The organism is Nocardia sp. NBC_01329, assembly GCF_035956715.1.
Lineage (GTDB): Bacteria > Actinomycetota > Actinomycetes > Mycobacteriales > Mycobacteriaceae > Nocardia.
The window spans coordinates 4,216,307-4,232,984 of sequence record NZ_CP108381.1 but is presented as its reverse complement, the minus strand read 5'-3'; the positions used below and the strand labels follow the sequence as shown (position 1 = coordinate 4,232,984).

At 70.4% G+C, this 16,678-nt stretch carries 1 protein-coding gene; it reads left to right on the top strand.

Annotation, left to right across the window (positions count from 1 at the left end; all coding sequences use genetic code 11):
- Positions 1-88 precede the first annotated feature (88 nt).
- Positions 89-16,654 carry a type I polyketide synthase gene (locus tag OG405_RS19235; RefSeq protein ID WP_327147860.1) on the top strand — a complete coding sequence of 5,522 codons (16,566 nt, stop codon included), beginning with the start codon at positions 89-91 and terminating at the stop codon, positions 16,652-16,654.
- Positions 16,655-16,678: the final 24 nt, after the last annotated feature.

Here is a 16,678-nt window from a genome sequence, read left to right as displayed (position 1 = left end):
CGGCCGCGGCCCCTGGTGTGGCGGTGGCGACGTGGCTGCTGACGAACACGAACAAGCTCAGTATTCACCTGGTTGGACGGGAATTTCCATGATCGAGTCGGCGAACGATATCGCTGTTGTCGGGATGTCGTGCCGCATGCCCGGAGCACCCGATCTCCCGGCCTTCTGGCGACTGCTGTGTGACGGACGGGACGCGATCGGCACCACTGGGGCGGACCGTCCGGGAATCGACGAGATCGCGGGGTTCCTGGACACCGCGACCCGATACGACGCGGACTTCTTCGGCGTGCCCCCGAACGAGGCCCGCGATATCGATCCCCAGCAGCTGCTCGGCCTGGAACTGAGCTGGGAGGCGCTGGAGGACGCGGGTTTCGGTGCTGCGGCCGAGGCTGCCACCGGCGTGTTCCTCGGGAGCACCGGCACCGACTTCGCCGAAATGGTGGCCGCGGGGGGAAGAGCCGGTATCAGCCGACATTCGCTGTGGGCGGTGGGCCGGGGCGTGGCGGCCAATCGGATTTCGAATTACTACAAGTTCACCGGGCCGAGCCTGGTGGTCGACAGTGGACAGTCCTCGTCGCTCGTGGCGGTGCACCTGGCCGCCGAAGCGATCCGCCGCGGTGATTGCGAGGTCGCGCTGGCCGGTGGCGTCAACCTGATCCTGTCGCCGCTCAGCGGGGAGCGCTACGAACAATTCGGCGCCCATTCGCCGTCGGGAAAGTGTCACACCTTCGATGCGAACGCCGACGGGACCGTTCGCGGTGAGGGCGGGGGCATCGTCGTGCTCGAGCCGCTGCACCGGGCGGTCGCTCACGGCCGCCGGGTCTACGCGGTGATCCGTGGCAGTTCGGTCAACAACGGCAACGATCGGCAGGTGCTGAGCGCGCCCAGTCCGGACACTCAGGCGGCGGTCATCCGGGCAGCTCTGGCGACCGCCGCGGTCGAGCCCGAGTCGGTGGACTACGTGGAGCTGCACGGAACCGGCACCCCCGCGGGAGATCCGGTCGAGGCGGCGGCGCTGGGCGATACCTATGGCGCCGGCCGGCCGGCCGGGCGGCGGCTGGCCGTCGGTTCGGTCAAGACGAATATCGGGCATCTGGAGGGTGCGGCCGGAATCGCCGGGTTCATCAAGACCGCACTGTGTGTGCGCTACGGCGAGCTGGTACCCAGCTTGAACTTCCACACGCCCAATTCTCGGATCCCGCTCGACGAGCTGGGCTTGACCGTGGTGACCGGCAACCGGCCCTGGCCGGCCGCGCCGGTGCGCCGGGCCGCTGTCTCATCGTTCGGCATGGGCGGCACCAACGCGCACGTGATCCTGGAAGGAGGTCCCGCCGGTGCGGCGGCGGGCACGGATTCCGGTGATCCGGAAATCGCACCAGGGCAGCCGCTGACCTGGGTTCTGTCCGCGCGCAGTCCAGCGGCGCTGGGCGCGCAGGCCGCTCGGCTCCAGGACTGGCTCGGCGATAACCCCGACGTCGACGCCGCGGCGGTGGCCTCGTCGCTGGCCCGGTCCCGCGCGCGGCTGGAGTGGCGCGCGGCCGTGGTCGGCGCGGATATCGCCGCCCTGTCCGACGGGCTGGCCGGGCTCATCGACCCGGCACCCGATTCCGGTCCGGGGGCGGTCGTCCCCGAGCGGGCCGCGACCCGTCACGTGGTGTTCGTTTTTCCGGGGCAGGGCAGCCAATGGGTGGGGATGGGCGCTCGGTTACTGACTGCCGACCGGGTGTTCGCCGCGTCCATCGCCGAATGCGAAGCGGCGCTGACGCCGTTCGTGGACTGGTCGTTGACCGAGGTGCTGCGGGCCGAACCGGGTGCCCCCGGGCTGGACCGGGTGGATGTGGTGCAACCGGCGCTCTTCGCGGTCATGGTGTCACTGGCGCGATCATGGCAGGCGCGGGGTGTCCGGCCGGCCGCGGTACTGGGACATTCGCAGGGTGAGATCGCGGCCGCGGTGGTGGCCGGCGGCCTGTCGGTGGCAGATGGCGCCCGGGTGGTGGCGTTGCGCTCGCAAGCGGTGGCCCAGGAGCTCGCCGGATCCGGCGGTATGGCTGCGGTCGGACTGTCCGCCGACGCTGTCGCCGATCGGCTGCGCGCGTTCGGTGCTCGATTGTCGGTCGCCGCCGAGAACGGTCCGGGGCAGACGGTCGTATCCGGTGACGCGGACGCGATCGGGGAGTTCCTCGACGCGTGTGCGGCCGAGGGAGTCTGGGCGAAGCGGATTCCGGTGGACTACGCCTCGCATTCGGCTGCGGTGGAACAGATCCGGGAGCGATTACTGGCCGAACTGGAGCCGATCCGGCCCGTTTCGGGGTCGATCCCGTTCTTCTCGACCGTGACGGGCGACTACCTGGACACGGCCGGTCTCGATGCCGCGTACTGGTATCGCGGTCTGCGCCGGCAGGTCCGGTTCGCCGAATCGGTGCGCAGCCTGATGGATACCGGAATGAACGTGTTCGTCGAGGTGAGCCCCCATCCGGTGCTGACCGTGGCGATCGAACTCGCCGCCGGGTCGCTGGGGTTGGCCGAGCGGGTGGCCGTGCTGGGCACGCTCGAACGCGAACGCGGCGATGCGGAGCAGTTCGGTGCCGCGCTGGCGCGGGCGTACTGCGTGGGCGTCGACGTGCCGGACGAGATGCTCGCGCCACGCACCGCCCGGGTGGACCTGCCGACCTACGCCTTCCAACGGCGGCAGTGCTGGACGCCGGATACGGCCGTCGGATCGGGCGACGTGCGCGCGTACGGGCTGGTTCATCCCGATCATCCGATTCTCGGCGTCGCGACACCGATCGCGGGTACCGGCGGTTGGCTGTTCGCCGGCCGGCTGACCACCCGTACCCATCCGTGGCTCGCCGACCATGTGCTCGCGGGGGCGGCCGTGGTACCCGGCTCGGTCTGGGTCGATATCGCCCTGGCAGCCGGCGCCCGGGTCGGCGCCGAAACGGTGTCCGAATTGCGGATCCACCCGCCGCTGCCCGCTGCCGAGGTGCTGGATCTGCAGGTGAGTGTGGCAGCGGCGGACGACCATGGGCAGCGGTCGTTCACCGTGCACGCGCGGCGCGACACCGGCGACGAGAGTAGCGCGGCGGTGTGGGTGCGTTGTGCGTCCGGCATGCTCGCCTCCGCCGTGGACGCGGCGAACACCGAGCTGACGATCGGTGACCGGCCGCCCGTGGTCGACCGGGCGTCCGCCGGGGCACTCTACGACCGGCTGTTCGGCCGGGGCATCGACTACGGAGTGGCGTTCCAGGGCGTCACCGCCGCCTGGGCACAGGACGACGAGCACCTCGCCGAGGTATCGCTCGACGAGAGCCTGGCCGAAGGGGCCGGGCATTTCATGGTTCATCCGGCGCTCTTCGACGCCATGCTGCATCCCGCGCTGGACTCCTACACCGCCGGCTCCGACAGCCCGGCGATACCGATCACGGTGTCGCTGAGCGGCATTCGCCTGTATCGCCGTGGTGAGCCGGCCGCGCGGGTCCGGATCGGACGTGGCGCCGCGGGTGCCACGCACCTGGCCGCGACCACCGAGAACGGGCGACCGCTGCTCACCGTCGACTCGGTGCTGATCGAGCCGGCGGGGCCTGTGCCCGATGCCACCGCCGCGGTGGCGAACCCGGCCCGCCCGGTGCGCGAACGGCGGACTGTGGTGGCCGGGTCCTTCGCCGAGCAGCTCGGCGCCCTGCCCGGGCCGCAGCGGCAGGCGCTGGTGCTCGCGGTGGTCGCCGAGCAGGCGGCGGCGGTACTCGGCCACGATTCGCCCGATGCGATCGACCCCGACCTGCCGTTCACCGCATTCGGCTTCAATTCGTTGAGCGGCATCGAGTTACGGCATCGAGTGGCTCGCGCCACCGGCGTCGACCTGCCGATGACGCTGATCTTCGACCACCCGACACCGACTGCGGTCACCCGGCTGGTTCGGTCCCGGCTGGAAGGCCTCGAGAACGACGTGCCGCGACCTGCGCGCCGCGATCGCACGGACGAACCGATCGCCATCGTCGGAATCGGTTGCCGTTTCCCGGGCGGCGTGCGGTCGGTCGAGGACCTGTGGGATCTGGTCGCCGGTGGCGTCGACGCGGTCACCCCTTTTCCGGCGGATCGTGGCTGGGACCTGGGCCGCCTCTTCGACGCCGATCCGGATAAGCCGGGCACCGTGTACACGCGGGAGGGCGGCTTCATCGACGATGTGGCGGCATTCGACGCGGCCTTCTTCGGGATCGCGCCCCGCGAAGCGGCGGCGATGGATCCACAACAGCGATTGATCCTGGAAGTGTGCTGGGAGGCACTGGAGAACGCGGGGATCGATCCGGCCACCTTGCGCAACACCGACGCCGGTGTCTATATCGGTGCCGGTTCGTCCGGGTACTCGCCCGGAGTAACCGGTGAATACGAGGGATTCCGGCTGACCGGCAACTCGCACAGTGTGGTCTCTGGCCGGGTCGCCTACGTTCTAGGCCTGGAAGGTCCGGCCGTCACCGTCGACACCGCGTGTTCCTCCTCGCTGGTCGCGTTGCACCTCGCCTGTCAGGCACTGCGGCAGGGTGAGGTGTCGCTGGCCCTGACCGGTGGTGTCACCGTCGCGGCGAGCCCGGATCTGTTCGTCGACTTCTCCCGCCAGCGGGGACTGGCCGCCGACGGACGGTGCAAGCCGTTCTCCGCTGCCGCCGACGGTGTCACCTGGGCGGAGGGCGCCGGGGTGCTGGCGGTCGAGCGGTTGTCCGACGCCCGGCGGCTCGGTCATCCGGTGCTGGCGCTCGTGCGCGGCAGCGCGATCAATCAGGACGGCGCGAGCAATGGACTGAGCGCGCCGAACGGCCCTTCGCAGGAACGGGTGATCGCCTCGGCATTGGCGAATGCCGGGCTGGACCCGGCGCAGGTGGACGCGGTCGAGGCGCACGGCACCGGTACGGCGCTGGGTGACCCGATCGAGGCCCAGGCCCTGATCGCCGCCTACGGCCCTGGTCGTGCGCACGCCCTTCGGATCGGATCGCTGAAATCCAATATCGGGCACGCGGTGGCTGCTGCCGGTATCGGTGGCGTGATCAAGATGGTGGCGGCTCTGCGCCACGAGACCTTGCCGAAATCCCTGTACGCCGATCCGCCGACACCGCATGTGGATTGGTCGGCTGGTTCGGTTCGGTTGCTGGCCGCGTCCGAGCCGTGGCCGTCCGGTGATCGTGTCCGTCGCGCGGGTGTGTCCTCGTTCGGGATCAGCGGCACCAATGCGCACGTGATCCTGGAGGAAGCGCCCGCGCTGCCGGTGGATGCGGCGGCGGGCGGGGCGGCCGGGGTAGGTGGCGCCGCCGCCGCTGTGGTGCCGTTGTTGTTGTCGGGTAAGTCGGAACCGGGTTTGCGCGGACAGGCGGATCGGTTGCGGCAGTGGCTTATCGAGCACCCTGACCTGGATGTGGACAGTGTCGGGTATTCGCTGATCGAGACCCGGGGGTGGCTCGAGCGCCGGGCGGTGGTGGTCGGCGCGGATCGGGACGAGCTGATCGCGGGGCTGGCGGCGCTGGCGTCCGGGACGGTATCGCCGGCGGTCGTCGAGGGCAGGGCGCGAGCGGGGAGTACGGCGTTCCTCTTCACCGGTGGTGGCGCCCAGCGGGTGGGTATGGGTGCGGGTCTGTACCGAGCCTTCCCGGTGTTCGCGTCGGCGTTGGACGAGGTGTGCGGGGAGCTGGACCGGCAGCTGGGCGGGTCGTTGCGGACGGTGATGTTCACCGATCCCGACGGGTTGCTGGATCAGATGGAATGGATGCAGCCGGCGCTGTTCGCGTTCGAGGTGGCGATGTTCCGGTTGCTGGAATCGTTCGGGGTGGCGCCGGACGTGGTGGCCGGGCATTCGCTGGGTGAGCTCGCCGCCGCGTACGTGGCCGGGGTGTGGTCGTTGCCGGACGCGTGTGTGCTGGTGGCCGCGCGTGGCCGATTGATGGGCGCGGCGCCGTCGGGTGGTGCCATGCTGGCGGCGGCGGTGTCGGAAGCCGAGGCCGCGCAGTTGCTGGACGGTTACGGCGACCGGGTGTCGGTCGGCACGATCAACGGCCCGAATTCGGTGGTGTTCTCCGGATACGCCGACGCGGTCGCCGAGATCCAGGCGCGGTTGACCGAGACGGGGCGCAAGAACTCGTTGCTGCGGATCTCGCACGCGTCGCATTCGGTGCTGATGGAGCCGATCCTGGACGAGTACCGGGCGGTGGCGCGGGGATTGACGTATCGGTCGCCGTCGATCCCGATCGTGTCGAATGTGTCCGGTGCGCTGATCGGCGAGCAGGTGCGCGACCCGGAGTACTGGGTTTCGCATGTCCGCAGCTGTGTGCGGTTCGCACCCGGGGTCGATTCGTTGATCGACTCCGGGGTTCGCCGGTTCGTCGAGGTCGGTCCGGATGCCGCGCTGACCGCGATGATTCGTGAATGCCTGGCCGAACGCCCGGAGTTGGCGGCCGAGTCGGCGGTGGTGGCGTCGTCGCGGCGTTCGGTCGAGGAGGCGGCGGCGTTCGTGGCGGCGCTGGGGGCGGTGCGGGTCGCGGGGGCGGATGTGGATTGGGGGCCGTTGTTCGCCGGTCGCGCGGTGGGCCGGGTGCCGTTGCCGACCTATGCGTTCGATCGTCAGCGGTACTGGCTGGAGCCGGTGCCGTCGGTGGATGTGTGGCAGTCGGGTCTGGATGATCCGGAACACCCGTTGCTGGGTGCGATGGTGCAGGTTCCCGGTTCCGGTGAGGTGGTTTTCACCGGGCGGTTGTCCCGGTCGGGGCAGTCGTGGGTGGTCGATCACGCGGTGGCGGGTGTGGCCCTGTTGCCGGGGGCGGCGTTCGCCGAGTTGGTGCTGCACATCGGCGCGGTGATCGGATGCCCGCGGGTGGCCGAACTGGTGATCGAGGCGCCGCTGCCGTTACCGGCCGCCGATACCGTCGAGTTCCGGGCAGTGGTGGCAGGTGCGCCGGACGAGTCCGGCGCCCGCGGCGTCGCGGTCTATTCCCGGACGCGGCCGGCCGGCGACTCGGGTCGCGCCGGTTCCGCGGGTTTCGAACAGACGCCGACCTGGGTGCGTCATGCGGTGGCCACCCTCGCCCGGCGTTCCACTGTCCGGACGCCGGATTCGGGTCTGCGGGTGTGGCCGCCGGCCGATGCGGCAGCGGTGGAGATCGGCGACGCCTATCGGGATCTGGCCGAGCGTGGCTACGAGTACGGGCCGGTGTTCCGTGGTCTGCGGGCCGTGTGGCGGCGAGCGGATGAAGTATTCGCGGAGGTGGAGCTACCGGCGGGTGCGGGCGGTGCCGAATTCGACCTGCACCCGGCCCTTCTGGACGCCGCGCTGCACCCGATTCTGGTGAGCGGGCTCCTGCCCGAGACCCAGCTCGGACAGATCGCTGTTCCGTTCGCCTGGGAAGATATCGAGCTGTACGCGACCGGTGCGACCACCCTGCGGGTCCGGGTCGCGCCCACCGATTCCGGTTCGGACCGGTTCGCGGTGACCCTCGCCGACGGTTCCGGCGCGACTGTTGCCGAAGTGGGCGCCCTGACGATGCGGCCCCTGTCCATCGGTGCGCTGTCCGCCGCCCGGCAACGAACCGATCTGGGGTATCGGGTCGACTGGGTCGCGCTGCCCGGAAACGACGATGCGTCCGGCGACCCCGGTATCTGGGATACGGCCGAGATCGGGGAGACCGCGACCATCGCGGGCCGGACCGTTTCGGTGCTGCTGCTCGATGCCGCGATCGGCGGCGATGTCCCCCGGGACGTACGCGACACCGTGACCGCGCTGACCGAGCGGCTCCAGCGGCTGCTGAGCCGGGACGAGCCGATTGTGGTGGTGACCCACCGTGCGGTGGCCGTGCACCCGGGCGAGTCGATCGATATCGCGCTGGCACCGGTCTGGGGCACGGTGCGGGTCGCGCAGTCCGAGCGCCCGGACCGGATCGTCGTCGTCGACATCGACGATCGGTCGCATTACCGCCACGCGGTGGCACTGGCGGTGGCCACGGACACCGAACCCCAGCTGGCGCTGCGCCGCGGGGCCTGGTTCGCGCCCCGGCTGAGTGCCGGCGTCGGCGACATCGTGGGGGCCGCGGATCTCGTCCGCACCCCGGGTTGGGCGCTGACGCACCGGGAGAAGGGCACCTTGACCGGCGACAATCTCGTGCTCGTCGAGACGTCGGCGCAGCGGGCGCTGGAATCGGGCCAGGTGCGGGTGTCGTTGCGTGCCGTCGGAGTGAATTTCCGGGATGCGCTGATCGCGCTGGGCATGGTGGCGAATACGGATGCCGGATCACGAACGATCGACGCGACCTTCTGCGTAGAAGGCGCGGGTGTCGTGCTCGAGGTGGCCCCCGATGTGACCGAATTCGCCCCCGGCGACCGGGTATTCGGATTCACCTCCGGTGCCGGTTCGGAATCGGTGACCGACCGGCGGCTGCTCGCCCCCATCCCGGACGGCTGGTCCTTCGTCCAGGCGGCCGCTGTTCCGGTCGTCTACGCGACGGCCTACTACGGCTTGGTCGATCTCGCGGCGGCTGAGCCCGGCGAGACATTGCTCCTGCATGCCGCCACCGGTGGTGTCGGCCTGGCGACCGTCCGGTTGGCCCGGCACCTCGGGTTGCGGCTGCTGGTCACCGCGAGCGAGTCGAAGTGGAACGTGCTGCGGGAACTCGGCTTCGCCGACCACGAGATCGCGGATTCACGGACCCTGGATTTCGAGCGGAAGTTCCTGGATGTCACCGGCGGGCGTGGCGCGGACATCGTGCTGGATTCGCTGGCCGGTGAGTTCGTGGACGCGTCGCTGCGGTTGCTGCCGCGCGGTGGCCGGTTCATCGAGATGGGGCTCCTCGATGAGCGAGACCCGGGCCGGGTCGCCGCCGAATACCCCGGAGTGGAGTACCGCCAGTTCGTGCTCCTGGATGTGCACCCGGATCGGTTGCGGGAGATCCTCACCGCCGTCGTCGGCCTGTTCGAGTCGGGTGCTCTGGCACCGTCGCAGACCACGGCCTGGGATGTCCGGCGGGCGCCGGAGGCTTTCCGGTACCTGAGCCAGGCCCGGCATATCGGCAAGAACGTGGTCACGGTGCCCACGCCGTTGCGGTCGGACGGGACGGTGCTGATCACCGGTGGAACCGGTGGGCTGGGTGCGGGGCTGGCGCGGCATCTGATCACCGAGTACGGCGTCCGCAGCCTGGTGCTGACCAGTCGGCGTGGACCCGACGCCCCCGGTGCGGGCGAATTGCGCGCCGAGCTGGCCGCCCTCGGCGCCCGGGTGGATATCGTCGCCTGCGACGTGGCGGATCGCGCGGCGCTGGATGCGCTGCTGGCCGCGATACCGCCCCGGCATCCGCTGACCGCTGTCGTGCACGCCGCCGGTGTGCTGGCCGACGGCCTGCTCGACACCATGACACCCGAGCGGATCGCCGAGGTGTTGCGGCCGAAGGTCGACGCGGCCTGGAACCTGCACGAGGCGACCCGGTCCATGGACCTGTCGGCCTTCGTGCTCTATTCCTCGATCGCGGGCGTGATCGGCAACCCGGGCCAGGCGAACTACGCGGCGGCCAATGTCTTCCTCGACGCATTGGCTCAGCACCGGCAGGTCATGGGTCTCGCGGCTACCTCGGTGGCGTGGGGACTGTGGCAGGACGCCACCGGCATGACCACCGGCCTGGGTTCGGCCGATATCGCCCGGCTGCGGCGAGACGGTTTCCCGCCCTTGGGCGCCGAGGAGGGTTCGGCGCTGTTCGACGCGGCACTGGCCGGTGGCCGGGCGGCCTTCGCCGGGGTCCGGATCGACCGGTCGGCCCTCGCCGAATCCGGTGCGGCCGGTGCCCGTTCGATCATGCGCGGCCTGTTGCGGCCGTCTCGCCGGCGGGTGGCGGCCGGCGAGTCGTCGGCGCCGGCCGACCGGCTGGCGGGTCGGCTGGCCGGTCGGTCGGCTGCCGAGCGGGAACGTCTCGTGCTGGAACTGGTCCGGACCCAGGCGGCGGCGGTGCTCGGGCACGAGAGCGCCGAGTCGATCGCCCCGGGCATGCCGTTCAAGGATCTGGGGTTCGATTCGCTCAGTGTGATGGAGTTCCGTAATCAGCTGGTCGCGACCACCGGTGTGGCATTGCCCTCGACCCTGGTGTTCGACTACCCGACCGCGACGGCGATCACGGAGCTGCTGCTGTCCCGGATCGAGCCCGCCACCTCGACGGGATCCGCCGAACAGGTTGTGCCGCCGAGCATGCCGGCGGATCCGGGGCGCGGCACCGAACCGATCGCGATCGTCGGGATGAGCTGCCGGTTCCCGGGCGGCGTCGCGTCGCCGGACGATCTCTGGGATCTGGTAGCGGCCGGAATCGATGCGAGCGGGGAGTTTCCCGCGGATCGCGACTGGGATCTCGCGCGGCTCTTCGATCCCGATCCGGACAGCCCGGGCACGACCTACACCCGGCGCGGAGGATTCCTCACCGATATCGCCGGGTTCGACGCGGAATTCTTCGGGATCAGCCCCCGGGAAGCGTCGGCCATGGATCCGCAACAGCGCTTACTGCTCGAAGCGTCCTGGGAGGCGATCGAGAGCGCGGGTATCGACCCGACCACCCTGCGCGGCAGCGACACCGGAGTGTTCGCGGGTGTCTGCGACTCCGGGTACGCCGACCGGATACCCGAAGAACTGGAGGGCTACCGGCTCACCGGCACCGCGCACAGTGTGGTCTCCGGCCGGGTGTCCTATGTCCTGGGGCTGGAAGGGCCCGCGGTCAGTGTGGACACCGCGTGTTCGTCGTCGCTGGTCGCGCTGCATCAGGCCTGCCGAGCGCTGCGCGAAGGGGACACCTCGCTGGCTCTGGCCGGTGGCGTGACCGTCGCGGCGACACCCTGGTTGTACATCAATTTCGCGCGGCAGCGCGGGCTGGCCCCGGATGGGCGGAGCAAACCGTTCTCCGCTGATGCCGACGGTGTCGGGTTCGCCGAAGGCGTCGGCGTGCTGGTGCTGGAACGGTTGTCCGATGCGGTGCGGCTCGGCCACGACGTGCTGGCGGTGGTCCGCGGAACCGCGGTGAACCAGGACGGCGCGAGCAACGGGCTGACCGCTCCGAACGGCCCGTCCCAGGAACGGGTGATCGCGGCCGCGCTGGCCGACGCCGGCCTCGGACCCGCCGATGTGGACGCGGTCGAGGCGCACGGCACCGGTACCACGCTGGGCGATCCGATCGAAGCGAACGCGCTGATCTCGGCCTATGGCCGTGATCGCGAGCACCCGGTGCGCATCGGCACGGTCAAGTCGAATATCGGGCACACCGTGGCCGCCGCGGGTGTCGGCGGGGTGATCAAGATGGTGCAGGCGCTGCGGCACGAGATGCTGCCCAAGACCCTGCACGCCGACGAGCCGAGTCCGCACGTGGAATGGTCGGCCGGGAAGGTGGCGCTGCTGACCGAGGCCGCGCCGTGGCCGGCCGATGGCCGGATCCGGCGCGCCGGGGTGTCTTCGTTCGGGGTCAGCGGCACCAACGCGCACGCCATCCTGGAGGAGGCGCCGCGTGTTCGGGCCAGGGCGGCCGAGCCGGTGGACCCGCCGCGCACGGCTGTGCCGATTCTGGTGCCGCGCGCGGCTGTGCCGATTCCGGTGCCGCGCGCGGCTGTGCCGTTTCCGGTGTCGGCGAACTCGGAGCCGGGCTTGCGGGCTCAGGCACAACGATTGCGGCAGTGGTTGCTCGAACACGCCGACCTCGATCTCCGGGACGCGGCCCAGGCCCTGGACACCACCCGGGCTCGACTCGATCGGCGTGGTGTGGTGGTCGCCGCCGACCGCGACGAACTGCTCGCCGGTCTGGCCGAGATCGCGGCCGGCGCGCCCGGCACGATCACGGCGACGGCCGGCACCGGCGCGACAGCCCTGCTGTTCACCGGGCAGGGTGCTCAGCGCACCGGCATGGGCGCCGGACTGTACGCGGCCTTCGATGTTTTCGCGGCCGCCTTCGACGAGGTCTGCTCACATATCGATCCGTTACTGGGCACCTCACTCGCAGATATCGTGTTCGACCCCGGCAACGCGGATCTACTCGATCGGACCGAGTTCACCCAGCCGGCGCTGTTCGCCTTCGAGGTGGCGGCCTTCCGGCTGCTGGCATCGTTCGGAGTCGTGCCCGATGTGCTGATCGGGCACTCGATCGGTGAACTCGCGGCAGCGTATGTGGCCGGTGTCTGGTCGCTGCCCGACGCCTGCGCGCTGGTGGTGGCCCGGGGCCGATCCATGGGCGCGCTGCCCGTGGGCGGCGCGATGCTGGCGGCGGCCGTCTCCGAGGAGGTCGCCGCGGAGGCTGTCGCCGGTCGTGCCGACCGGGTGTCGGTGGCAGCCGTCAACGGCCCGTCGTCGGTGGTGCTGTCGGGTGATCTCGACGCCGTCGCCGAGATCGAGGCCGAGCTCGGCCGGGCGGGTGTGAAGACCAATCGGCTGCGGGTGAGTCACGCGTTCCATTCCCCGCGAATGGACCCCGTGCTGGACGAGTTCCGCCGAGTGGCGCAGGGGGTGACCTACCACCTGCCCACCGTGCCCATCGTGTCCAATGTCTCCGGCTCGGTGGCCGCCGCCGAGCTGACCGATCCGGGCTACTGGGTCGACCAGCTGCGTGGCTGTGTGCGGTTCGCGCCGGGAGTGGAAACGGCGGTCTCGATCGGGGTGCGGCGATTCGTCGAGATCGGGCCGGATGCGGTACTGAGCGCGATGGCTCGGCAGTGCCTCGCCGAAACACCCGATATCGAAGATCGTTCGATATTCGTGGCGGCCGCCAGGCGTTCGAGCGACGAACCGGCACAATTGCTGGCGACGCTGGCGTGGGCTCATGTCGCCGGTGTCGCGGTGGATTGGCGGCCGTTGTTCGTGGGCCGCGCGGCGAACCGGGTGTCGTTGCCTACCTACGCGTTCCAGCACCAGCGGTACTGGCCGGCACCCATTACCACGTCGGATATCCGACAGTCGGGTATGGACCAGGCCGGCCATCCACTGTTGGGTGCGATGGTGCGGCTGCCGGATTCCGATGGGGCCGTGTTCACCGGACGTTTGGCGGTGGACAGTCATCCGTGGCTGGCGGACCACACGGTCGCCGGGACGACGCTTATTCCGGGCGCGGCGTTCGTCGACCTGGTCCTGCATGCCGGGACGTCGGTGGACTGCCCGCGGGTGGCGGAAATGGTGGTCGAGTCGCCGTTGCCGTTGGCCGGGGACACGGCGGTCGAATTGCGGGTGGTCGCGAGCGGGCCGGACGAGTCCGGTGCGCGGACGGTGTCGGTGTACTCGCGACCCGGCTCCGGCGCGGACGACGGCGACCGGCCCGACCGGTGGATTCGGCATGTATCGGCGACGGTCGTACCGGATCCGTCGGCCGCGAGCACCGCCGACGGTGCCACCGAGCCGATGAGCTGGCCGCCGCGGGCAGCGGCGGCCGTCGAGATAGGTGACGTGTACGCGGATCTCGCCGCACGCGGCTACGAGTACGGCCCCGCGTTCCGCGGTCTGCGGGCGCTGTGGCGTGGGGACGGTGAAGTGTTCGCCGAGGTGACCCTGCCGGACGCCGCGGGCCCGGCCGGTGGGTTCGGCATCCACCCGGCGCTGCTGGATGCCGCGTTGCACGCGGTGGTCGTGGGTGGGTTGGTTCCCGCCCCGGGTTCCGGTGCGGTGGCCGTGCCGTTCTCCTGGGAGGACGTGGACCTCGTCGCGGCGGGTGCGTCCTCGGTGCGGATGCGTGCGATGGCGAGTACTTCCGCCGGCCGGGTGGCGGTATGGCTGGCGGACACCTCGGGTGTTCCGGTGGCCCGGATCGGGACGTTGACACTGCGGCCGATCTCCGTCGCGGCGCTCGAGCCGGTCGGCCGGGGCTTGCCGGGGACGGGCTACGAAGTGGAGTGGGTGCGGGTGCCCGAGTTCGGCGTGGAGCACGCCGAGGAGATCACCGCCGCCGAAACCGTGTCCGACGCCGGTGATCTCGGTGAGATCGTTACCGTCGCCGGCCGGGTCGCGGCGGTGATCCGGGTAGACCATCAGGTGGTCGCCGGTGATCTACCGGAAACAGTCCGCGATGTGGTTCTCGACGTCTCCGCCCGGATCAAACGCCTGCTGGCCCGGGACGTACCGATCGTGGTGGTGACGCGACGAGCGGTCGCGGTGCATCCGGGCGAGCCGGTGGATCTGTCGTCGTCGGCGGTATGGGGTCTGGCGCGCTCGGTGCAGAGTGAGCATCCGGATCGGCTGGTGCTGCTCGATATCGATGACTGGGCCGAGTGCGCGAGCGGTATCGCGACGGCGCTGTCGGTGCGACAGGAGCCACAGCTGGCAATTCGGCGCGGTGCGATCCAGGTGCCACGGCTGCGGCGAGTCGGCGACGAGCTGGTCGTCGATATGGTCGGTGAGTCCTCGTGGTCGCTCGAACTGCGCGGGGCGGGCACTTTGACCGGGGAAAACTTCGCGGTGGCCGAGAACTCCGACGCGCCCTCGGCGCTGACTCCGGGCCAGGTCCGGGTGAGCATGCGCGCGGTCGGTCTCAACTTCCGCGATGTGCTGATCGCACTCGGCACCTATCCGGACCCGAGCGCGGGGATCGGGGGTGAAGGCGCCGGCGTCGTACTCGAGGTCGCCGCGGACGTCACCGAATTCGTCCCCGGCGACCGCGTGTTCGGGTTCGTCACCGAGGTGGGCTCGGTCACCGTGACCGATCGGCGTCTGCTCGCCCGGATACCGCGTGGCTGGTCGTTCGCCCGAGCTGCCTCGGTACCGATCGCGTACGCCACCGCTTATTACGCGCTGGTGGACCTGGCCGCGGCCGCGCCGGGCGAGACATTGCTGCTGCACGCGGCGACCGGTGGGGTCGGGATGGCGGCGATCCGGGTCGCCCGGCATCTGGGCTTGCGTTCGCTGGTCACGGCCAGTGCGCCGAAGTGGGAGGTACTGCGGGAACTCGGATTCCCCGCGGACTCGATCGGGGATTCGCGGACACTGGCCTTCGAGCAGAAGTTCCTGGATGTCACCGGCGGCCGTGGTGTGGACATCGTGCTGGATTCGCTGGCCGGTGAGTTCGTGGACGCGTCGTTGCGGCTGTTGCCGCGCGGCGGCCGGTTCATCGAGATGGGCATGATCGACCGTCGTGATCCGGCGGAGGTGGCGGCCGAACATCCGGGTGTCCGGTATCGGAGCTTCATGCTGTTGGACGCCGATCCCGGCCGGTTACAGGAGATCCTGGCGACCTTGGTGGAGCTTTTCGAGGCCGGAGCACTGGGGCCGTCTCCGATCACCGCCTGGGATGTGCGCAACGGCCCCGATGCCTACCGGTATCTGAGCCAAGCCCAGCACATCGGTAAGAACGTGCTCACCGTGCCCAGCCGGTTGCGGAAGGACGGGACCGTCCTGATCACCGGCGGCACCGGTGCGCTGGGAGCGGTGCTGGCCCGGCACCTGGTCCGGACATACGGCGTGCGGCGGCTGGTGCTGGCCGGTCGCCGTGGATCGGCCGCGCCCGGCGCGGTCGAGCTGCGGGACGAACTGGTCGCCGCGGGCGCCGAAGTCGAGGTGGTGGCATGTGATGCCGCCGATCGAGCGGCCGTGGACGCGGTGCTGGCGAGTATCCCCCCGGATCGTCCGCTCACCGCTGTCGTGCACGCCGCGGGTGTGCTGGCCGACGGGGTCTTCGAGCAGCTGACCGAGGAACAGATCGGCGCGGTGCTGGCAGCCAAAGTCGATGCCGCGTGGAACCTGCACGAGGCCACCCAGGATCTCGATCTCGCGGCGTTCGTCCTGTACTCGTCGATCGCCGGTGTCATCGGCAGTTCGGGGCAAGCCAACTATGCCGCCGCGAACGTCTTCCTGGACAGCCTGGCGCACCACCGCCGGATCAGCGGACTACCCGCCACCTCGCTGGCATGGGGTCCGTGGCGGCAGGGCGGTGGCATGACCAGCGCACTGTCGGACGCCGATCTGGCCCGTCTGCGCCGCGAGGGCCTGCTACCACTGGAGGATTCCGACGGTATGGCGCTGTTCGACGCCGCGCTCGCGGCCGGACGGGCCGTTTCGGTGGCGGCCCGGCTGGACCGGGCCGCGCTGGCCGAACTGTCGCCGGTCGAACTGCGGGCGGTGATGCGCGGTCTGACCCGCCCGGCGCGGCGGCGGGCGGCGGGGCCGGTGGACGAGTCGCCGACCGGGCTGGCCGGACAGCTGCTCGGCCGCTCGCCGGCCGAGCAGGAACAGCTACTGCTGGAGGTGATCCGGGCGCAGGCCGCGGCGGTGCTGGGCTACCACAGCGCGGCGGAGATCAGCGTGGACAAGCAGTTCAGCGATATCGGTTTCGATTCGCTGGGCATCATGGAGTTCCGCAACCGGCTCAAGGCGTCGGCGGGCGTGCAGCTCGCCGCGACCGCCGTGTTCGACTACCCCACCCCGGTGGCCCTGGCGACTTTCCTCCGCCGCGAAATCGCACCCGGCGACGACCCGATGCCGGCGATCACGATCGAGTTCGATTCCCTGGCGCGCCGCTGCGCCGCCGCGGAACTCTCGCCGGCGCAACGGTCGGAGATCGCGAGCCGGCTGGTCGTGCTGCAACGCCAACTGGAAGCAGACGACCAGGGTGCGGCCGATCTGGCCGAAAACGCCGAAAAGCTCGACGACGCCGACGATCGCGAGCTCTTCGATTTCATCGACAACCTCAGCTGAACTGGCACGAGCAGGAGCCCCACC

Excerpts from the sequence above, each read along its gene's own strand:
- OG405_RS19235 (WP_327147860.1), top strand. The coding sequence starts at position 89 with ATGATCGAGTCGGCGAACGATATCGCTGTTGTCGGGATGTCGTGCCGC.